The sequence below is a fragment of the Legionella shakespearei DSM 23087 genome (genome assembly GCF_000373765.1).
Lineage (GTDB): Bacteria > Pseudomonadota > Gammaproteobacteria > Legionellales > Legionellaceae > Legionella > Legionella shakespearei.
The window spans coordinates 1-21,494 of sequence record NZ_KB892381.1 but is presented as its reverse complement, the minus strand read 5'-3'; the positions used below and the strand labels follow the sequence as shown (position 1 = coordinate 21,494).

Sequence of the window (21,494 nt, the reverse complement as noted above, 5' to 3'; positions counted from 1 at the left end):
TGCTGACTGAACCAGGATCTATTGACCCTAAAAACATAAGGATATGTCATGTTGAAGGCACGAGATGTTCATACTGTTGAAGATGCCAAACGCATTGTTGAAGAAAGGCAACTCACTCACGTTAAAGTCGGTATTTTTGATGTAGATGGGGTGATGCTTGGTAAATACATGAGCCGGGATAAATTTTTTTCCGCATTGGAACATGGCTTTGCTTTTTGTGATGTGATTTTAGGTTGGGACTCAAAAGACAAATTGTATGATAATGTGAAGTACACTGGCTGGCATACTGGTTATCCTGATGCCTGTGTGCGCATTATTCCCTCCACCTGCCGCGACATTATCTTTGAAGACAATCAACTCTTGTTTATGGCTGAATTTGACAAGCAGGCCGAACTGATTTGCCCGCGAGCCACTTTGCGCCGGGTGCTGCGAAAAGCCGCGGATATGGGCTTTGATGCTTATGCGGCTTTGGAATATGAATTTTTTGTTTTTGATGAAACGCCTGACAGTGTGCGTGCCAAGGGATTTCGCAATTTAAAACCCATCACCCCAGATAATTTTGGCTATTCTATTATCCGCAATACAGTGCATGCCGAGTTTTACCATCAAATCCTCGATATGGCAGAACGTATGGATTTTCCTATAGAAGGCCTGCATACAGAAACTGGTCCGGGAGTTATTGAAGCAGCTCTTACCGTGGACAAGGCTGAGGCTGCCGGTGATAAGGCTGCTCTCTTTAAAACCTTTATGAAAATCCTGGCGCAACGCAATAATAAAATGGCAACGTTTATGGCTAAATGGTCGCCTGATTATCCTGGGCAAAGTGGCCACATCCATATCTCTTTAAGGCATAAGGATGGGGGCAGCTCTGCTTTTTATGATCCCGCTAATACGTACAACATGAGCAGCATCCAGCGTCATTTTCTCGCTGGTCAGCAACAATTGATGCCGCAATTATTAGCCATGTTTTCACCCACGGTGAACAGCTATTCCAGATTGGTGCCAGGGTATTGGGCACCGACTGATGCGACCTGGGGTGTTGAAAACCGGACTACTGCTTTGCGTTTGATTCCCGGTAGCGACAAATCGCAACGTATAGAATATCGCTTAGGCTCGGCTGATGCTAACCCATACCTTGCTCTGGCTGCTGCAATCGGTTCTGGTTTGTATGGCATTGAGCATGAGCTTGAACCCGAGGCCGAAATCAAAGGAAATTCTTACCAACAAAAGCATAATCAGGATTTGGCTTTGCCGGGAACTTTATGGGAAGCCGCTCAAAATCTAAGGACTTCAAGTGCAGCCCGCCATTTGTTTGGCCAGGAATTTGTCGAGCATTTCGCTGCATCCAGAGAATGGGAAGAAAGAGAGTTCAGAAAACACGTCACCGATTGGGAGCTGGACCGCTATTTTGAAATTATTTAAGTAAGATCCACGACGTGTGAGCGTGTCCCGATCTACGTCGTCCTGCAAAGGAGCGGAATCTTGGGTATACGAATCGGATAGAAAACTAATCTGTTTTTAAGGATCCAAAATGACACAAATTTTAAAAACCTATTCACCTGTTGATAATTCACTTTATATTGAACGCGCCTATGCCAATCAACAGAATATAGAAAATGCTCTGCGCAAAGCTCAGGATGCCCAACATTTATGGCGATTATCCTCCCTTGAAGAGCGTCAGGAATATTGTCTTGCTGCAGTGGATGCATTGGTCGCTGATAAAGAAGTGATTGCCCAGGAGCTTTGCTGGCAAATGGGGCGTCCCATTCGTTATGGCCAGGGAGAAATTAATGGCTTTGAAGAGCGGGCACGATATATGATTGCCGCTGCCCAGGATGCCTTACAACCGGTCACTTTACCTGAAAAGGAAGGCTTTATCCGTTACATCAAACGTGAACCATTGGGAGTGGTTTTTGCCATAGCTCCCTGGAATTATCCATTTCTGACTGCGGTTAATGCTATTATTCCTGCCATAATGGCCGGAAATGTCGTGATCTTAAAACACTCAGCGCAAACACCCTTGGTCGCGGAGCGCTTTGCCATGGCATTTAAAAAAGCCTGTTTGCCTGAAGGAGTGTTTCAATTTTTGCATTTAACCCATGAAGATACAGAGCAATTAATTCAATCACCCATCATTAACGCAGTTGCCTTTACTGGTTCTGTTGCCGGTGGTGAAATGGTGGAACGGGCAGCAGCAGGGCGTTTTATTCATTTAGGACTGGAATTGGGCGGTAAAGATCCGGCTTATATTCGGGCAGATGCTGATTTGGATCATGCTGTTGAAACCGCTATAGATGGTGCCTTTTTTAATTCAGGTCAATCCTGCTGCGGCATTGAGCGGATTTATGTCCATCAGGATGTATATGAAGAGTTTGTTGTCAAAGCAGTTGCCTTGGTGAAACAGTATCAGTTGGGACGTCCCGATGATCCGAAAACGACTTTAGGTCCTATGGTCCGCGCATCAGCTGCTGATTTTGTCAGGAACCAGATTAAAGAAGCTGTAGAACAGGGAGCTATCGCTCATATTGACAGCCAGAACTTCCCCATGGACACTGCGGGGACACCCTATTTGGCTCCTCAGGTATTAACCGAGGTAAATCACCAAATGCGCATCATGACCGAAGAAACTTTTGGTCCGGTGGTTGGCATCATGCCGGTGAGCAATGATGAAGAAGCGATACGGCTGATGAATGACAGTGAGTATGGTTTAACGGCTGCTGTGTTCACGAGGGATATAAACAAAGGGATAGCAATCGGTGAGCAATTACAGACCGGAACTTTTTTTATTAATCGCTGTGATTATCTGGATCCTGCTTTGGCCTGGACTGGAGTAAAGAACTCAGGGCGGGGGTGTACTTTATCGTCTGTAGGTTATGAATTTTTAACCAGACCCAAGTCATTTCATATAAAAACAAAAATTTAGACCCTAATTTTAAGGAATTTCTGAACATGATGAATGCTAATTGGAATTACCCAACCAGAATTCGCGTTGGTGCGGGACGGATTAGTGAATTAGCCAATACCTGCAAAGAATTAGGAATGAAGTCCCCCTTGTTAGTGACTGATCCAGGCTTAGCCTCTTCTGACTTGGTCGGCAGGGTAGTGCAATCATGCCAATCCGCAGATTTGAACATGGGTGTTTTTTCGCAGATTAAAGCAAATCCTACCGGCGACAACGTCATGGAAGGGGTTAAGGCATATAAGACAGGACATCATGATGGCGTCATTGCCTTTGGCGGAGGTTCTGGTCTGGATGCTGCCAAAGCTATTGCACTCATGGTGGGGCAAGAGCGCTCCTTATGGGATTTTGAAGATGTTGGTGACAACTGGAAACGGGTCAATGTGGCCGCGATGGCTCCTGTAGTGGCTGTACCTACTACTGCAGGGACAGGCTCAGAAGTGGGGCGTGCTTCAGTTATTACCGATACTGAGCAACAGATCAAGAAAATTATCTTCCATCCTGCGATGTTGCCTTCCGTAGTGATAATGGATCCTGAATTAACGGTTGGGTTACCCGCAGCGTTGACTGCAGCAACCGGAATGGATGCTTTATCCCATTGCCTGGAGGCTTATTGTGCAGAGTATTATCATCCTATGGCGGAAGGAATTGCCCTGGAGGGTATACGGCTGATTAAGGACAATTTATTAAAAGCTTATAAAAACGGCAGTGATTTAGAAGCAAGAACTAACATGATGGTTGCCTCTGCCATGGGCGCTACTGCCTTTCAGCGTGGGCTGGGCGCCATGCATGCTCTGGCGCATCCTTTAGGAGCACTGTATGATGCGCACCACGGGCGGCTCAATGCGGTGTTAATGCCTTACGTATTGCTTGCCAATCGGTCGGCTATTGAAAGCAAAATCGTTCGCCTGGCAAATTATTTATCCCTTGCTAATGGCTTTGATGGTTTTATGGATTGGATTTTGCAGATGAGACTGGAGTTAAATATCGAATCTACCCTTTCCCAATTGGGTATAGATCGCTCGCATATAGATCGTTTGGCACAAATGGCGACAAAGGATGCGGCTGCTGGCTCAAATCCTATAGCATTTACAGCAGCTCAATACAGGGACATTTTACAAGAGGCGATTGGCGTTTAGCTGCACGACGTAGATCTTTAGTAAGAGACAAGAAGAGGTATTATGAAACTCGGTATTTTAAAATGTGATAGTGTAAGTGAGATGTTTGTCGCCGATCATGGCCAATATCCTGAGATGTTTGCCAATCTGCTCCATCCGGCGGATCCTCAGGTTGAATTCATTGTATTTGACGCAGAGCATGGAGAACTACCCTCTAACATTCATTCTGTAGATGCTTATTTAATTACCGGAAGCCGTCACGGGGTAAATGATGGTTTTCCCTGGATAGCAAAGCTTGAAGACTTTGTTCGTGCTTTGCATGTGGCACAGAAAAAAGTTATTGGCATTTGTTTTGGCCATCAATTGATAGCCAAGGCTTTGGGTGGCAAAGTGATTAAATCGCCTAAAGGCTGGGGTGTAGGAATGTCTCAGAATCACATGTTACTCCAGAAAGAATGGATGATCCCCTATCAAAATCAAGTGAACATTCTGGTGAGTCATCAGGATCAGGTGGTAGAGTTGCCAGAGGGTGCTGAAGTATTGGCTGCCAGTGACTTTTGCCCGAATTACATGATGCAAATCGGACAACACTTTTTTACCATCCAGGGACATCCCGAATTCACCAAGGCCTATTCCCGTGATTTAATGGTCACTCGCGAAGATACCGTAAATGAAGAACAATTCACCCGCGGGATTCAATCTTTGGAACTGCATGAAGATGACGCTTTAATAGCTCAGTGGATTATGAGTTTTTTAAAGTAAGTGTTCAGCCCTATTGAAGGAACAGCCATATTTGGCTCATCTTGAGAGAAAAACCCGCGAAATGATGCTCACATAGCCGCCTATGCTCCGCTCATTTCGCGGGTTTTTCTCTCAACCTGAGCTCAAATCTGGCTGTTCGAGTACACATAAGCCCATACCCCCTGAACGGTTACTTTTTAAAAGCAGGATGATTTACACATCTTTGCCTTTACCCGATCCACGTCGTCCTGAGCGCGTCTTTTTGCGCGAAGGATCTCCTGAAGCGGGCACAGTGCCAGTATTGGAGATCCTTCGCGCAAAAAGACGCGCTCAGGACGACGTAGTTTCGGTGGTGGAGGAGAGTTTCGAACCCCGAACCACCTAAGGCGCGTCATCCTGGACGACGCAGTTCGGAGGATGAAATGACTCTGAATTATCTTCGCGATCGCAGCTCTTTATTTCTTCTCCACCGCAGCCTTTCTCGTCAACAGCGCTAACAAGGGCGGTAACAATGAGAGTGCAATTACCCCATAAATGACCAAAGTAAAATTATCTTTCACTATAGGCAGTGAACCGAGGAAATAACCCAGGCTTAAAAGGCTGCCGATCCATAACAAGGCGCTGGCTACGTTATAAAGAGTAAATTTCAGCACTTCCATAGTACCTATCCCTGCGACAAAGGGAGCAAAGGTACGGATTACAGGCAGGAATCGCGCAAAAATCAGTGTTTTTCCCCCATGTTTTTCATAAAAAGCATGGGTTTCATTTAAATGGTTTTTATTAAGCAGCCAGGAACGCCTGGATGCAAAAATATGAGGGCCCAAGGCTCGTCCAACAAGAAAATTTACCTGATTCCCAAGGATTGAAGCACAGAGGAGTAAAACGAACAGGATGAAAATATTTAATGAGTTCCCCGGTTGCGCCGCAATGCTTCCGGCCGCAAACAATAAAGAGTCTCCTGGCAGAATAGGCGTTACAATCAACCCTGTTTCGCAGAAGATCACTGCAAATAACGCCAGATAAGTCCAAAATCCATGAGTTGAGACAAAAGCATTCAAGTAAACATCTATATGAAGAATGGTATCAAGCAGGGTTTGTAAATAATCCATTTTTTCTCAGGACAGGTTATATAGTTCCCTATTATCACTGAACTTGCCACGGAAACCAAGACAATTTGTGTAGCCCGGTCTGCTTGCAGCCGGGAATAGACGCTTAGTCAGAACTTAAGTGATGTAACGAGCGTCAGTGCCCGGCTGCAAGCAGACCGGGCTACACTAATGGCGTGTGCTTTAATTTCATCTCCAAAATAAATTTCCTGGAAAATAGTGGTTTTAGATTATACAATTAGTATAAATGTTTCTGATGTAAATGAAGTTTCAGGAGTTAGCAGCCATACAGGAGGCTAAATATGAATAATTGGAAAACATGGATTGCATCAATAGGTTTGTGTTTCAGTATGTCCAGCGCCTATGCATTGCCAGAAATGATCAAGAATTATCAGCAGCTTGTTGAAGCGCTTGAAAACGGTAATGACGTTAAGGCCATCATCCATCTTGATCTCTGTGACCTTGATGAAGATTCCCTGGACGAAACCTTGCTTGGGCAGGTCAATCAGGCTATAGATGGCGCCTCTACCCGTTTTAATTTTAATCAATATGTGAAGTTGAGGCTGAATAATGTGGATACGATAACAACCTCTCAAAGCAGTCTGGTCGAACAATCACCCGGTGTGTTTTGGAATTTATTTGGGCGTTTAAGTATTTATGGCGAGCCAAACCGAATACCGCAAGTACATATAGAATTATACGATCCCAAAAACAATGCCTCAAAATGGGTTCTGAATTTCGAATGCGGCATTAGTAATGGCCGAGATGGAAACAATACCGAAAGTGACGATGACGGCCTGGTTTTGTATTACGATTGATTTACGTATTAAATCATGCTTTGTGCCGCAACAAAAATTCCGCTTCCTGACGGTCGCGGCTCGGTTTTCGATGCACGATGAAGTATCTGCGAACGCGCGGAAACCGAGCCGCGACCGTCAGGAAGCGGAACAGTTCTACTGGCAGTGACAGTGTTTCTGACCTGAATCCCTGGATCCCGCGGACAAGCCACGGGACGGCGGTGCGATGCTTCCTGACATCTTTCCCTCATAAGAAACACTACTAGCCAAGTCAAAAAAATTCATGTAATAATGGTTTTGGTAAATGAAGAAAAGATTTTAAGCTTCACGATTTGATTTTGCACGATTGTATTATGGTAAACAACTTGGAGAATAAAATTGAATTTTCTTAAAAAACTGTATGTACAGGTTCTTCTTGGTGTTTTCATCGGTATTTGGTTAGGTTACGTTCTCCCTGATATTGCTGTGCAATTTCGAATACTGTCTGATGTGTTCATCAAAATAATAAAAATGCTTATTGCTCCTATTATCTTCCTGACCCTGGTTTCAGGAATTGCTGCCATGAATGACATGAAGCAGGTTGGACGGCTTGCTGGAGGGGCGTTGTTGTTTTTCATGGTGATTACAACTTTTGCTCTTATTCTTGGCTTAGGTGCTGCAGACTATTTTAAACCTGGTGTCGGATTGAATATTAGCCCTGCTTCACTAAACGTAGAAGAGGCCAGTTCCTATTTAAGTTCTTCCCATAAAATAACCAATGTTACTGATTTGTTGATGAACATCATTCCCCGCACTTTTCTCAGTGCTTTTGTGGATGGGGAAATGTTGCAGGTTATTTTTATTTCCATTTTGTTTGCCGTAGGTTTAATCCTTACCGGTTCGGCAGGAAAACCCATAGTAGACGCAATGCAAACCATCACCAAGGTATTTTTTAAAATCATTCATTGTGTGATGTACATGGCGCCAGTGGCGACTTTTGCTGCCATGGCTTTTAGTGTGGGCAAATTTGGCATAGCGCCCTTGTTTAACCTGATGGGCTTATTGGCCTGTTATTACATCACGTCCATTTTATTTATCCTGATTGTCCTTGGTACTATTTTGCAATGCTACTGCAAGATTAACATCTGGCATTTATTGCGTTATATCAAAGATGAATTGGTCATAGTCTGGGGTACGGCTTCATCGGAAACTGTTTTGCCTAATCTGATGCAGAAACTGGAACAATTAGGCTGCGATAAATCGGTGGTAGGATTAGTATTACCACTGGGCTATTCGTTTAATCTGGCAGGAACAGCTATTTATCTGACTATGGCCGCTATGTTTATCGCGCAGGCGACTAATACGGAACTCACTTTATGGCAAGAGTTATCCCTTTTAGGCGTGATGATTATCAGTTCCAAAGGCGCTGCTGGCGTTTCTGGCAGTGGTTTTATTGTTTTGGCCAGTTCTTTGGCGACTATTGGCCATATACCTGCTGCAGGAGTGGTTTTGGTGCTGGGTATAGACAAATTCATGAACGAAGGGCGCGCTATTATTAATATGACCGCGAATGCGATAGCGACCATTATTATTTCCACCTGGCAGGGTTCTTTTAATTATGAACAGGCTAAGGCACTATTGCAGGAAAAAGATACGGCCGAGTCTAAACCAGTATCTGTTAGCGAAGCTTAAGAGTATTGAAATGGGGTAGGTGGTCATGCATACTGCTTACCCCAAAAGCAACGGAACAGAGAGTAATGAATAACCAACAGAAAATAACCTGCCCAACCTGTGGTAAGGCCAATACCTGGCAGCCTGAAAACCAATACAGACCTTTTTGTTCCGACCGCTGCAAATTAATTGATTTGGGCGAGTGGGCTAATGAATCACGAAAAATTGCAGGGGAGCCTGTTGATTTTAATGTGAATCCTGAGGGGAATAAGGATTTTGAGGATTTATAAAGGAGCAATTAATGGCACTAGCTGTTTTGTAGCCCGGTCTGCTTGCAGCCGGGAATGGAGACTGAGTTAAAACTTCGGCTGTGTAAGGAGTGTCAGTTCCCGGCTGCAAGCAGACCGGGCTACATGCGGGAGGGTTAGAGACACCGCCATTAGGTTAAGAGGGGTTTATTTAAAATAGGCTACAGCTTGAAACTTAAAATGTGGCACGGTTCAGTCCCCTCGCCCGCGCTAGAAATTCGTGTATAGAACTGCAGTTGAACGCGGGAGAGGGTTAGGGAGAGGGCCAATATCGGTCTAAACCCTCTCCCGCGATAAAAATATGATTATTAATATAATTCCTTTCGCGGGCGAGGGAGCCAGACCCTGCCACACTTTAAGTTTCGAGCTTTGGTTTGACACTTTCACCTTAGTGGGAAGGGCATTAGATCCTTTATGGCGTTGGAATATCTCCGCTCAGAATCGCGTAAGCTTTTTCCTTGTCTCCCTTCGAGTTCACCATCAATTGCGGATTGAAAAACTTACCCTTGTAACGCGAACCCGCAGAGGGCAACTGCACTTGCTCAGCCAGGGTATCCATCATATAAACTAATGCCTCGTTTGAATCGAGATGCTTAATCCATTCATACCGTGTCCCTGATTGATTTATCTTACTTTGGACCAAACTAAATAGTTCCGAGCAAGGAGCGTTATTTCTAAAATGAAAACAATGCTTTTGAGCAAATTCTGTTAGTGTTTTAAAAGCTTCAAACAATAAGGTGAGCTGGCGGGATAGTTCTGCGCCAGACTCTGATTGATACAACTCTTTCATATTTTTAATAATGCGTATTTGTGTCCGGTACACTTGCAGGCTGATGTTGTAGCGATAACACTCAAGAATATTAGTGGCTGTTAAAGCCCTGTTCTTTGTCGAGGCGTTTAAGAAGTCACTGGTATTCGTGCAGTAATCCGTAACCAGAGTGACAAACTGTCGGGTTCCCTGCGGGTTTAACTCCTGTTCCAGGCGGTTACAGGCGAAAATGACACATTTCCTTTTACCCTCACGGCGTAAAAAATCATCAATATAATAAGTTAAAACATCCATCAATCTAAAAGAAAATGAATTATAAACCACGTCAAGGCGAATGGCTTGAATGATATTATCCAGCTCCACATCGGTGACCACAAATTGATCGCTGTTTTTATAAGTCAGTGAAGTTTGAATTTCCTTATTGAGTAAAAACATTTGATTCGCAAGATTATCAAACAGGATTTTGATGTCCTGATTAAAGCGATTTTGTATGAATCGTTTGATTTTTAATTTGACTTCAGAATTGACCTCTTTGTTTTCGGATCTGGCAAGAGTAGCCAATTGCTTTAATAACAACATCCGATACAGGATGAATTCATCGCTGACGCGGGCAGGTTGCTGGAGAGGATCAAGCCCTAAACCGGGAGCGATTTTTCCGCAGAGGGATAGTAAAAAGGCGTAGGAATTTTTAAGATAGCTGTCGATATTTTCCGCGGTAACAGGCTCACCATATTCTGCTCGGGAAATACCCAGCATTTGCCGATATTCCGGATCACCTAAGAAAATAAGTTTGGAAGCATACAAAGGTTCATAGTGTTTAAATAAATTGAGTGCGGTATCACACAAAAACTGATAAGGATTTTGTTTTTCTTTAGTGGGTATAAGCCGTTTTACATGAGCAAAATCAGATTCATTGCCACCCAGGCCCCCTGCGGCAATCGGGGAACAATAAAAATGCAAAAGGGTGGGGGGAATGTAATGAGTCTGGCTGATTATTTCCAACACTTGTTCTTTAAACTTGGGAATTAATTCAAAATCTTTAATCAGTTCACGATGACTTGCTTTGTTTAAATAATTTTTCGTGCCCAGAATCCAGTTTTTGAGTAAATGGGTTTCTTTATTGTTAATAGAGTCTATGAGTTCCTCAGTTTGATTTCTGCTTTGAATCATCAACTGTTTGTATTCATCACCCAGATCAATCACTACAGCCTTACTGTGGCGATAACGGGAGGCATATTCCCTTAACCAGCCAGATATGGAGCCGCGTGCTACCTTTGCTCCTTCAACAGTACGCAGAAACTTCCTGTTAATCTGTCCAAAATCACGCGTATTTTCAATGGTTTCAGTAGATGTTTCCTTACGTTCTATCATTTCCTTTTTCAAGCGCAGGAACTCATTATTAACCAGAGTAATTGCATTTTGGATTTGGGTGCGATTGGCGAGGTTACGTTTATAGGCAATCGCATCCAGTTTGTTAATCGCAAAATAGGCAGCTATACCAGCCAGAGCAAAGCTTGCTGCTGCAACCGAGGTGGCAATCCACATAAACGCTGTTCCGAGCATCAGGACCAAACTGATAGCAATAATTGGTGCGGTAAGGGTTGCTGCTATCAGAGAGAAGGTTTTAGAGTGTTTGGCGAGAAATCCGGGCTCATTCATTTTTTCAAGTAAAAAATCCCGTGATAAGACCATGAATTTTAATTGAATTTCCTGAGTAAAAGCCAAGCGGATTTTCTCAGATTCGGATAATTGATTGAGCCATTTAATAAATGGTGATTGAAGCTCGCTGCGAATTTCAACATCGTGTACTTGATACAATGATTGGAAACCGCTATTAAAAATGTGACTTAATTCTCGGGCAAAATACACTTCTATAGCGATGTTGATTGATTCTGCACTTTGATTTTTAAGCTTTGCCCTCTGAATGAACTCTTCCCTGACTTCGGGTTCAGTAACTGAACGGCTCATTTTTCCAAGCAGCAGCATTTCTCTGAAATGAAATAATTTAATCAGCTCTATGGAAATACGTTTGCATTCTTGTTTGATAAGATTGGATAATTCACTTTGATTTTCCACAACCGCCGCAAATTGTTTTTGCGCCTCTTCCTGATTGCCATTAAATTGAGTTTGAAAATAATCAAAAAGGACTTCGGTAATTGATTTGCCCAGAGTCAGGGAAAACAGTTCGGTGCTCACTAAATGAAACAGGCCAAAGCCTTCGTCTTGCAGTTCTGTGTTAAAAATGAGTGATCTTAATCCTTCAGGAAAAAGAAGTTTTGCCTTTTCCAGATAATAACCAAGCCCCGAGGTTTCACTTTCCAATTGGGCAGTAGTTGGGGGAGGCTGAACTTGTACCAGTGAATCCAGATACTCGTTTGCTAACAAACGAGTATCATCGATCTTTTCTATCCAGGAATATATTTTTTCCGGATGCTCTGCCAGTTCAAAATAAACCCCAAAATGAGTCACCATTTTGCTTTGTAACAGGCGCTGGTGGTTGCGTTGAATCGCATTAATAACAGTACGTTCTCTTGAATCCAAATCTGACATTTTCGCTCCTTTACAGAGTTATTAAATACAGCTTTGAAATCTTTGTCGCATTACGCTCCACGTCGTTTCTTCGCGCGTCTTTTTGCGCGAAGGATCTCCAAATACTGGCACCATGCCACGTTCAGGAGATCCTTCGCGCAAAAAGACGCGCTCAGGACGACATGGATCGAGGAAGAGTCAGTTTTGTAGCCCGGTCTGCTTGCAGCCGGGATCGAAGTGTCACCATCCCGGCTGCAAGCAGCTGTCTCTTGATCACATCTTTACCCGATTCACGTCGTCCTGAGCGCGTCTTTTTGCGCGAAGGATCTCCAAATATTGGCACCATGCCGCTTTCAGGAGATCCTTCGCGCAAAAAGACGCGCTCAGGACGACGTGGATTGGACTAATACAACGATCTGTAGAAGAGTCCGCTGCAAACACAGACCAGGCTACAAACCCAGGGGCTGATCAATCCGATAATTTGGTGCCATAAAGCCTGTCCCCTGCATCTCCCAATCCAGGCACTATATATCCTTTTTCATTCAATTGCTGATCCACGGCAGCGGTAAAAATTGGTACGTCAGAGTGTTCTTCGTGAAAAGAAGCTATTCCTTCTGGTGAAGCGAGCAAACAGAGGAACTTGATTGATTTGGGTTGCATGGCTTTAATTTCTCTGACTGCAGCTATGGCAGAATTTCCAGTTGCCAGCATCGGGTCAACCACAACCACGTCACGATCCTGAGTGTGTTCCGGCAGTTTAAAATAGTATTCTATAGGTTCCAGAGTTTTGGGATCCCTGTATAAGCCGATATGGCCAATGCGGGCGGTAGGAACAAGCTGTAACATGCCATCAACAAGACCATTACCTGCACGTAAAATGGAAACAAAAACCAGCTTTTTTCCTTTGATTACAGGGGATTGCATGGTGGTCAAGGGGGTTTCGATTTCCTGATATTCAATTTCCAGATCACGAGTGACTTCATAAGCCAGCAGCATACTGACTTCGTGCATCAGGCCGCGAAATTTAACCGTACTTGTTTCTTTCTTACGCATAATCGTCAATTTATGCTGAACAAGAGGGTGATTAATTACAACAACTTCTTTGGTCATGATAATTCCTTGTTAAAATACAGTACCATCACTGATGATTTGTATGGGGGGCGTTCCTTGAGGACGTTTTTCTCTGGCAATACGCCGCCCTGCTTCCCAGGTGCCGCCCTGCAAAATTTTTGCTAAAGGCAGGCTGAACTCATCTTTACCCAATTGCTTTCTGATAAGCACCGCCAGTTCATCCAGAAGGGCAACGGTCAAAGCCCTCCATTCCACTATGGCTTCAGAACCCGGATCCTGAGGCTCAAGTAACAGATTTTTATTTTTTACCTGTAATAATCCACTGTCTATCAGTAAACCACCATTTCTGTATTCAGGCAAACCGGTCAGTGTGTCCAGGCTTTTAACCTTAATCCCGGCGTGTTCCAGAGGTTCAATCAATGAGTAAGTCAGCCATTGCGATAATTTATGGAAGGGGATGTATTCAGAGCCTTCTTCCTGTGATTTTAATGCTTTATGTATCCAGACATCACCCAATGAAACCTGGTGGTAAGACAAACGGACTGGCCAGATGTCATTAAATCCTGCCAATACGGCCTGGAATAATTCGGAAGCCAACAGACTGTTGTTGGTTTGTAAGGAACTGACATAGCTGTAAAAATCACCAAGGCGGGCATCAGAGCCAAAAAACTGCGGATTTTTACGGATTAATTTCCCTAGATTATTGAGCAGAGCCACTCGTCCGGAAACACCTTCCAGAGGGTTATCAGCGCTTACCTGAAAAGCATTTAATAAATCCTGCTCTTTAAAGGCGATAAGCGCATCTGCATCAACCCGTAAAGGCTGCTTTGCGTGCGCACTCAAAACCCCACTCTGATACAGAGCCAGACTGGCCAGGGCAAGTCCTTCGGAGCGGGAAAATTCCTTTCCGGTTGCTTCTTCTTTATAACGCCACAAGGAGCCTGCCCCTGCATCCAGAAAAACACTGATAATGACGAGTTCATACAACATTTTGCCGTATTCAGCGGCAGAGCTTGCTGTCATTGTCTTTATTCGGTCTATCCCACCCACTTCAAAATGCCGCCAGCGACTGTGGTAGGGAACATCTAACTGCGGATATTGGCTGGTAATGACATCAATAATATAAGAAGCCGTAGTCGTCATTTGCTCCGGGTTGATGGCGAAATGCTCTAATTGATCTTGCTTCGCCAATTCCAGAATACGCTGTGATTGCTTACGTATCGTTGCCGGATCACGCAGTACGGACAGTACCTTGTTTATTTGCTGCTCTTCACTATTCATGCAGGCTTCGTCCTTTGGGTTGCGCCAGTTCATTAATATCAATAATGCTATCGGGTGAGTAATAACCGGCAGCACGTTTGGCATCCATTTCCACTTTTGCATCAGGGGGAATGAGGTCGTCAGGAATTTTAACCCGTTCTATTACTTCTATTCCTGCCTTTTGCAAGGCATCGTATTTCATGTTGGACATGGAAACAAAACGGTGAATTCGGGTCACGCCAAGCCAGTGCAAAATGTCGGACATTAATTCCTGAAAACGCATGTCCTGCGCTCCGGCAACACATTCAGTACGCTCAAAATATTTTGCTGCGGTATCGCCACCTTGCTGTCTTTTACGCGCATTGTAAACCAGGAATTTGGTCACCTCGCCCAGCGCTCGTCCTTCTTTGCGGTTGTATACAATAAGGCCTACACCACCTCGTTGCGCGGACTCAATACTTAATTCAATGCCGTGAGTCAAATAGGGACGGCAGGTACAAATATCGGATCCAAACACATCAGAACCATTACATTCATCATGAATACGGCAGGTTAATTCAATGTTGGGATCATGAATGGTAGTGACATCGCCAAAAAAGTAAGCGGTTAAGCCGCCTATGGGGGGTAAAAAGACATCCAAATCACTGCGGGTGATTAATTCAGGGAACATGCCTGCGGTTTGTTCAAACAGAGTTCTTCTTAATAAAGGTTCTGAAACGCCAAAGCGCTCAGCAATACCTGGCAAGTACCACACTGGTTCTATCGCGGCTTTGGTAACCACCACATCACCTGATTCACTTAATATTTTACCATCAGGCTTTAACCGGCCTTTTTGGATTGCAGTGTGGAGTTCAGGAATATTGATGTGCGCACGGGTAACGGCAATGGTCGGGCGAATGTCGTATCCGGCTTTGATTTCATCAGAGAATACAGTTGCCGCCAAATGCCCCCAGGGATCAAGAGAAACAATTTTTCCAGGCTCGCTCCATTGCTTGTGAGGGCCTATTACTACAGGAGGAGTAGTATCAGTAAGGTCAGGAACATGCTCCGGATCAAGTACTCCTGCGGCTACGGCAAGTGCTCGGTATACTGAATAAGAGCCTGAATGCGTGCCGATTACATTACGGTTTTTGGTATTGGTCAGCGAGGCAATAACAGGGCCGCGCTCTTTGGGATCAGCTTCACCCCATTTGATTTTCACAGGCGACGCAGTGTGGCCCGCTGGATGGGATGACAGGACTACGTGTCCTTTGGATTTTTTCTTTAACTCATCGGGTACCATGATACACATTCCTTAGTTCAATAAACCGAATACTGATTGATTCATCATAGCAGAAGAGGATCTTCGGTAGAAGATAAGATGCGTAACTAATGTGTATGTTTGTGAAAAATGAAGGCAGGCTTGGAAAAACCCGAATGAGCGCTTTGGCTAATTCGGGTTAAAATGAAATTCAACTTGGTATTAAGCATATGTAGTAAATGGGTAACCTGATTGCCCATAAGGAGAATCATACGATTCACCATCTTCATCTGGGCACACTGCCTCAACGAGACTGGCTATAGGACGTGTTATCAGACTGAGTGTTGATAAAATAACATTTAATGTTTGTGCAACAAAAGCATTGAGAATATGGTCTAACTGGTCAACAAAATCATCTAATTCTGCTTCAGTTGCATCATCGATCAACTCTTCAGTGCTTTGTTGATTCATGATCCATAAATAGGCAGCTTTCAATAAAGATGCGGTAGCATTCAGAATAGCAATTGAGGCATCAATAGCGAACAGGGCATCCAATACAAAATAATCAAGAACAGGAGTAGCAAGGAAAGCAACTACATCAGATTCTTTCTCTTTTGTTTCCTGGATAGGTTGAAACAAACTTCCCAAACGATAAAAAGTGGATTCATAAACATTTTTATTGTTTAACAAAGGTTTTATAATCACTGCCATTGGATATCTCCGCTTAAGTTGTTAGGCGGCGCCAGTATACAACAACGACCTTAAGAGAGGCTTAAGCGGAATATTTTTAAACAAAAAATATTAGGGGATCTACGTCGTCCTGAGCGCGTCTTTTTGCGCGAAGGATCTCCCAATACTGGCACCATGCCGATTTCAGGAGATCCTTCGCGCAAAAAGACGCGCTCAGGACGACGTAGATCGGACAGGGTCGAATGGCCCTTACTTATGTTTTTGTAGCCCGGTCTGCTTGCAGCCGGGATCGAGGTGGCACCATCCCGGCTGCAAGCAGGCCGGGCTACGAATAGATGAACTCTTAACCTTGCAGCCAGTCATAAATAACGGCATTGGCAAAAGACACATTACCTACCTGACAATGACTGCCAGCGCCTTCAAAGTCGGTAAACTTATAATGGTCTGCATCGGTTTGTTTGCAAAATTCCTGAAATTGCTTTCCGGGTTCACCGCCTTCACCGCTACCAACGAGGGCAAGACACGACCCTTTGAAGTTCTCTAAAGACTTTCCTACCGTAAAGTTCTTTAAATATTCAAAAGTGGTTTTAAACGTCGGTTGGCCGAAGCGAGTAATTAACTGCTCTGTCTGAGCTTTCAATTGAGGAGAGATCACGTCATCAGGAATATGCGCCAAATCTTTAATACCAAAATCATCTGAATCAGACATTTTCGCAGGATCCATATTAACGAAAGAACACATGTAGGCATGTAAATCCAGGATGGGGGAATTGGCAATCAGTTTTTTAATTCGCGGTTCATGGCTTGCTGCGCGAGTTGCAAAATAACCACCAAAACTGACACCCATTAAAGCCAGGGTATGCATGTTAATTTCGTGCCGGAATTCAAAATGGTTAATGACCTTTTTTACTACGTTTTCAAAATCAGGTTCAAAATGAGTATGCGGGTATTTTCTGAATACATCCATTTGCCCGGGGCCGGCGAAATGGATCACATTATAACCACGCTCTATTGCCGCAAGGCCGCGCATGAGAAACTCTTCTTCCAGTGTGCCATCAAAACCACTGACTATCATAATCGTATCGCGTTTTACCCCATCATTTTCCGGAGAGATAAAATAAGCTGGCAAGTTGACGTCTTTGTAAGGTATAGAGTGGCTTTCGAAGTGCAGATCCATATTGGATATAGCGATAGCAAAACAATCAGCGGCATTGGACCCTAATTTTCTGTGATGTTCGGAAGAGCAGGGGGAATAATATTCCGCAGCACGAAACGAGTTGGATGCTTTGAATAATTGTTCGCGGCCGCTGACGACATGGCCTTTGACCAAACGTTCCAGCCCATCTTTTTTCTGCCATTCAGCCAGTTTTTCGAATTCCTTTATCCATTCCTGGGGACTACTGTCAGACATTTTGTTGGCGATATTGAAACATTCACCTATAGACGCACCACCATAAGCACTGGAGCCTAATTGACGGATTAATTGAAAATCCATTTCCGCATCAGTAAAGCCTTTTACTCGAATGTCGCCGCGACTGATATCACTCACTTTTTATCCCCTGTAATTCCGCGCTTGCGGAGCTGATGATTGGTACAATGGCTGTTCATCAGAATTATGATGAATAGATATTTTATTTTAGGACAAAATTAATGAATTGAACAAGGTTCTTGATCCAGCTATCATAGCGAAGCCTCTGGCGCTTGTATTCAGTTAACTTTCAGGACGATCATGACTACTTTAATCATTTGTTTAATTATTGCTGTTTTATTACCTTATCTGGTAAAAATTCCTCTTAGCGTTGCCATGAACAAAGCGGGCGGTTACGACAATCATTATCCGCGCGAACAACAGGGCCGCTTGCAGGGATTTGGTGCAAGAGCAGCTGGTGCTCATCAAAATTGCTTTGAGTCCTTGGCGGTTTTTTCTCCTGCGGCCTTGACTGCGATGGTCACTAATAATCTCTCAATGACCATACAGTATCTGGCAATTGCTTATATCATTGCGCGCATAGTTTACATCTTTTTATATTTTATGGATTTGGCAACCTTACGTTCTACAGTCTGGATTATCAGCCTGGTTTGCTGCGTTTCTATGTTGTGGATATGTATTCCTTAATTAACAAGAGAACTTGGATTAACAAGAGAACTTGATATTTTGGCCCACGCACAATCCGTTCGTGCTGAGGAGGCGCGTGTTTTTGCGCCGTCTCGAAGCACTGGCACAGGTTTTTTGTCCTGGTGTATGCTTCGAGACGGGGTTCCCACCCCTCCTCAGCACGAACGGGCCGGTGGGTGGGATGGGCTAACTAAACCCTTATGTCCGAGTTCACATCGGTTCTGAATCACACCGTATCTTTTTTTTTGCCCACGCACAATCCGTTCGTGCTGAGGAGGCGCGTGTTTTTGCGCCGTCTCGAAGCACTGGCACAGGTTTTTTGTCCTGGTGTATGCTTTGAGACGGGGTTCCCACCCCTTCTCAGCACGAACGGTGCATAGTGTTTATTCACTATAAACATTCTGCCCCGAAAGTAATTTACATTTATCTGATGAATTAGCGGCACACTGCGCCTGGCATGCTTCTGGTGAAGCCATACAAATGGATTTCAGGCAGTCTTTCATATTCTGATTAATGCAGGTTTGTATGTTAATTTTTATCGGTTTCATATAGGGGTTACTTAAGTCACCCGCATGAACGAATGCAGACAAAAAAAGGAGTATGGGTAAAAAGAGCCAGTTTGAATTCCGCATTTTATAATCCAGAACATTCTTTTAGTATAATATTAGACCATTTTATCCAGTGTAAATACTATATCTTTCCCTTTATATTTGTTATCTTAAAGCCAGAAGCACAGATTTCTTACAAGGATGTGATATGTCTGACTTAAAAAGGTTACCTAGCAAGCTTCACCAATTTATCTGGCATTTCATCAAGAAAAGTCCCTGGACTTATTTCCTCTTTTTTATAGCCCCAGCCGTAATGATTTTAGAAAGTAACGTCATTCCTTATTCCTTAAAAATGATAGTCGATGGAATTTCCAATCATGAAGGGGGTAAAGAAACGATATTCCAGGAAATTGCCCCAGCGTTATGGTTAGGCGGCGGCGCCTGGTTTACTTTCGTTTTGGTCATGCGTTTACAAAACTGGTGGCAGGCTTACATAGTGCCCAAGTTCCAGGCTGATATACGTATGACCGTATACAGCTATTTAATTCAGCACTCGCATCATTTCTTTTCAAACCAATTGGCAGGCAACCTGGCCAACAAAATCAGTGATTTACCCCGTTCCATAGAAGCAATACGAAAAATCGTTTCCTGGAACGTTCTGACCACCTTTGCCGCGATATCCGTATCTCTGATCTTTATGCTGACCATTAATACCTGGTTTGCCTGCATTTTGTTTACCTGGATAGTAGTGCAACTGGTAATCAGCCTTTATTCAGCAAAAAGAATCAATAAACTGGCAAAATTTAATTCAGAAGATAAAAGCGAACTGAATGGCAAAATTGTGGATTCTTTAAGTAACATCAATACCGTCAAATTATTCGCCCAAAACGACTACGAAAAAAAGTACATCTGGCAAACGCAAAATAAGGAAATTCGCAGTAATAAGAGGTTAGTGCTTTTCATTAACTTCTTTCGCCTATTAGTTGATATACCAGTTACCATCATGCTGGCCGTGATGATTTATTCAGTAATCAGTTTTTGGCAAAAACAATTAATCAGCACAGGAGAGCTGGTGTTCATCTTTACCTCATCCTTTGCCATCATGAATCAAATGTGGAATTTAAGTAATTCCCTGTCCGATCTGTTCATAGAAATAGGTATAGTCAAACAGGCGCTGGCTATTTTGTCGCGACCAATAGAAATTAAAGACTCAGAAAACGCCAGTGAACTTCAAGTAACTCACGGGGAAATTCGTTTTGAAAACGTCACCTTCCACCATAAAGAAGGCTTGAAATTATTTAATAATAAAAACCTGATCATACCCGCCAAACAAAAAGTAGGGTTGGTAGGTTACTCAGGCAGTGGCAAAACAACCTTTATTAATTTGATTTTACGTTATTTTGAACCCCAAAGTGGCAGAATTCTGATTGATAATCAAGATATTAGCCAAATGACGCAATATTCCCTGCGTAAAGCAATCAGTATGATTCCTCAAGATACACATCTCTTTCATCGTACCCTGATGGAAAACATCAAATACGGCAGAGAAGAATCATCGCAAGAAGAAGTATACGATGCCTCTTCCATGGCGAATTGCAGTGATTTCATCAGCAATTTATCCGATGGGTTTAATACTATGGTCGGCGAAAAAGGCACCAAACTGTCAGGCGGCCAAAGACAAAGGGTAGCCATAGCCCGCGCATTTCTGCATCAAACTTCAATACTGGTTCTCGATGAAGCTACGTCTCAACTGGATTCGTTAACTGAAGAATACATTCAGGAATCGCTAAAACCCCTTTGTGAAGATAAAACGACTATAGTCGTAGCTCACAGGCTTTCGACCCTGCTCAATATGGATAGAATTCTGGTGTTTGATAAAGGGGTAATAGTAGAAGACGGTAGTCATGAAGAATTGCTAGAGCAAAATGGTTTGTATAAGTCCATGTGGGATGCGCAAACTGCGGGATCTTTGCCGGAAGAGTTGAAACGCGGCATCCTCCGCAACGAGTTTGAACAGCCGTATTTGGCGCATCTTGAATTATCTTGATAGGAAAAAAATGCTCATGTACTCGATGTACACTCCGCTTTTTTTCCTATCAAGATAATCCAATCTGCTCTTTGTTGTAGCCCGATTCACGTCGTCCTGAGCGCGTCTTTTTGCGCGAAGGATCTCCAAATACTGGCATTATGCCGCTTTCAGGAGATCCTTCGCGCAAAAAGACGCGCTCAGGACGACGTAGATCGGGGAATGGAAAGATGTGTAGAAGGGGCAGAATTGGCACTGGCATTATACCGCTTTCGGGAGATCAACTATGTTTCAGAACATATTTTCAATGATTTAAATTTGCCTAATTTGACACATTTAACTTCGTTCCTGCATCTCTCACTCTGGCATTAGCAATAACAATGATTTTCCGCATTAAAGCAGTTAATGCCACCATTTTTTTCTTTCCAGCGGAAATAAGCTGATTAAAAAATGTTTTCAATGACGAGTTAGAGCGTCTGGCCGCCATAGCTGCCATAAATAACATAGATTTAACCCCGCTCCGTCCATAGCTTACGCGCCGATAACCGCTAAACAGCCCACTGTCA

Annotated in this window: 17 protein-coding genes and 1 pseudogene; 9 read left to right on the top strand and 9 right to left on the bottom strand. The window is 43.6% G+C overall.

The window, feature by feature from the left end:
• Positions 1–48 precede the first annotated feature (48 nt).
• From B094_RS0100090 to B094_RS0100075, 4 genes are all read left to right on the top strand, one after another.
• Positions 49–1,422: a glutamine synthetase family protein gene (locus B094_RS0100090; RefSeq protein WP_018575749.1), complete on the top strand. Its 1,374-nt coding sequence runs from the start codon at positions 49–51 to the stop codon at positions 1,420–1,422.
• Positions 1,423–1,531: 109 nt separating this feature from the next.
• Positions 1,532–2,923 carry an aldehyde dehydrogenase family protein gene (locus B094_RS0100085; RefSeq protein ID WP_018575748.1) on the top strand — a complete coding sequence of 464 codons (1,392 nt, stop codon included), beginning with the start codon at positions 1,532–1,534 and terminating at the stop codon, positions 2,921–2,923.
• A gap of 26 nt (positions 2,924–2,949) precedes the next feature.
• Positions 2,950–4,098 (top strand): iron-containing alcohol dehydrogenase, encoded by a 1,149-nt coding sequence (locus B094_RS0100080; protein ID WP_018575747.1) that lies wholly within the window; start codon positions 2,950–2,952, stop codon positions 4,096–4,098.
• 42 nt (positions 4,099–4,140) lie between these two features.
• Positions 4,141–4,839, top strand: coding sequence for a GMP synthase (locus tag B094_RS0100075; RefSeq protein WP_018575746.1), 699 nt, complete (start codon positions 4,141–4,143; stop codon positions 4,837–4,839).
• Positions 4,840–5,273: 434 nt separating this feature from the next.
• Here B094_RS0100075 and B094_RS0100070 read toward each other — a convergent pair whose 3' ends face one another.
• A complete protein-coding gene (locus B094_RS0100070) occupies positions 5,274–5,927 on the bottom strand; it encodes a DedA family protein (RefSeq protein ID WP_018575745.1) in 654 nt (217 codons plus the stop codon).
• Positions 5,928–6,226: 299 nt separating this feature from the next.
• On the opposite strand from B094_RS0100070, the gene B094_RS0100065 reads away from it, so the two are divergent.
• From B094_RS0100065 to yacG, 3 genes are all read left to right on the top strand, one after another.
• The gene (locus B094_RS0100065) at positions 6,227–6,742 is read left to right on the top strand and encodes a hypothetical protein (protein WP_018575744.1); all 516 of its coding nucleotides are present in this window, start codon (positions 6,227–6,229) and stop codon (positions 6,740–6,742) included.
• 357 nt (positions 6,743–7,099) lie between these two features.
• Entirely contained in the window at positions 7,100–8,392 is a 1,293-nt protein-coding gene (gene dctA, locus B094_RS0100060; RefSeq protein ID WP_018575743.1) for a C4-dicarboxylate transporter DctA, read from the top strand.
• Between the two features lie 65 nt (positions 8,393–8,457).
• Positions 8,458–8,661, top strand: a complete 204-nt coding sequence (gene yacG / locus B094_RS0100055) for a DNA gyrase inhibitor YacG (protein WP_018575742.1) — start codon at positions 8,458–8,460, stop codon at positions 8,659–8,661.
• Positions 8,662–9,091: 430 nt separating this feature from the next.
• Here the strand turns inward: yacG and B094_RS0100050 are convergent, their stop codons facing one another.
• The 6 genes from B094_RS0100050 to B094_RS0100025 all read right to left on the bottom strand — a co-directional run bounded on the left by B094_RS0100050 (position 9,092) and on the right by B094_RS0100025 (position 17,787).
• Positions 9,092–11,998 (bottom strand): hypothetical protein, encoded by a 2,907-nt coding sequence (locus B094_RS0100050; protein WP_018575741.1) that lies wholly within the window; start codon positions 11,996–11,998, stop codon positions 9,092–9,094.
• 447 nt (positions 11,999–12,445) lie between these two features.
• Positions 12,446–13,087: a uracil phosphoribosyltransferase gene (upp, locus tag B094_RS0100045; RefSeq protein ID WP_018575740.1), complete on the bottom strand. Its 642-nt coding sequence runs from the start codon at positions 13,085–13,087 to the stop codon at positions 12,446–12,448.
• 12 nt (positions 13,088–13,099) lie between these two features.
• Positions 13,100–14,329: a URC4/urg3 family protein gene (locus tag B094_RS0100040; RefSeq protein WP_018575739.1), complete on the bottom strand. Its 1,230-nt coding sequence runs from the start codon at positions 14,327–14,329 to the stop codon at positions 13,100–13,102.
• The gene (locus tag B094_RS0100035; protein ID WP_018575738.1) at positions 14,322–15,590 is read right to left on the bottom strand and encodes a GTP cyclohydrolase II; all 1,269 of its coding nucleotides are present in this window, start codon (positions 15,588–15,590) and stop codon (positions 14,322–14,324) included. Before B094_RS0100035 ends, B094_RS0100040 begins: the two co-directional genes overlap by 8 nt.
• Before the next feature lie 180 nt (positions 15,591–15,770).
• A complete protein-coding gene (locus B094_RS0100030) occupies positions 15,771–16,259 on the bottom strand; it encodes a hypothetical protein (RefSeq protein WP_018575737.1) in 489 nt (162 codons plus the stop codon).
• Positions 16,260–16,581: 322 nt separating this feature from the next.
• Positions 16,582–17,787, bottom strand: coding sequence for an alpha/beta hydrolase family protein (locus B094_RS0100025; RefSeq protein WP_018575736.1), 1,206 nt, complete (start codon positions 17,785–17,787; stop codon positions 16,582–16,584).
• Between the two features lie 180 nt (positions 17,788–17,967).
• On the opposite strand from B094_RS0100025, the gene B094_RS0100020 reads away from it, so the two are divergent.
• The gene (locus B094_RS0100020; protein ID WP_018575735.1) at positions 17,968–18,354 is read left to right on the top strand and encodes an MAPEG family protein; all 387 of its coding nucleotides are present in this window, start codon (positions 17,968–17,970) and stop codon (positions 18,352–18,354) included.
• Between the two features lie 383 nt (positions 18,355–18,737).
• Here the strand turns inward: B094_RS0100020 and B094_RS0100015 are convergent, their stop codons facing one another.
• Positions 18,738–18,986, bottom strand: coding sequence for a hypothetical protein (locus B094_RS0100015; RefSeq protein WP_018575734.1), 249 nt, complete (start codon positions 18,984–18,986; stop codon positions 18,738–18,740).
• A 124-nt stretch (positions 18,987–19,110) separates the two neighbouring features.
• Between B094_RS0100015 and B094_RS0100010 the strand changes: the two genes are divergently transcribed.
• Positions 19,111–20,949 carry an ABC transporter ATP-binding protein gene (locus B094_RS0100010; RefSeq protein ID WP_018575733.1) on the top strand — a complete coding sequence of 613 codons (1,839 nt, stop codon included), beginning with the start codon at positions 19,111–19,113 and terminating at the stop codon, positions 20,947–20,949.
• A 301-nt stretch (positions 20,950–21,250) separates the two neighbouring features.
• On the opposite strand, the pseudogene B094_RS0100005 reads toward B094_RS0100010, so the two are convergent.
• Positions 21,251–21,494: pseudogene (locus tag B094_RS0100005) on the bottom strand (IS110 family transposase); the annotation flags it as partial.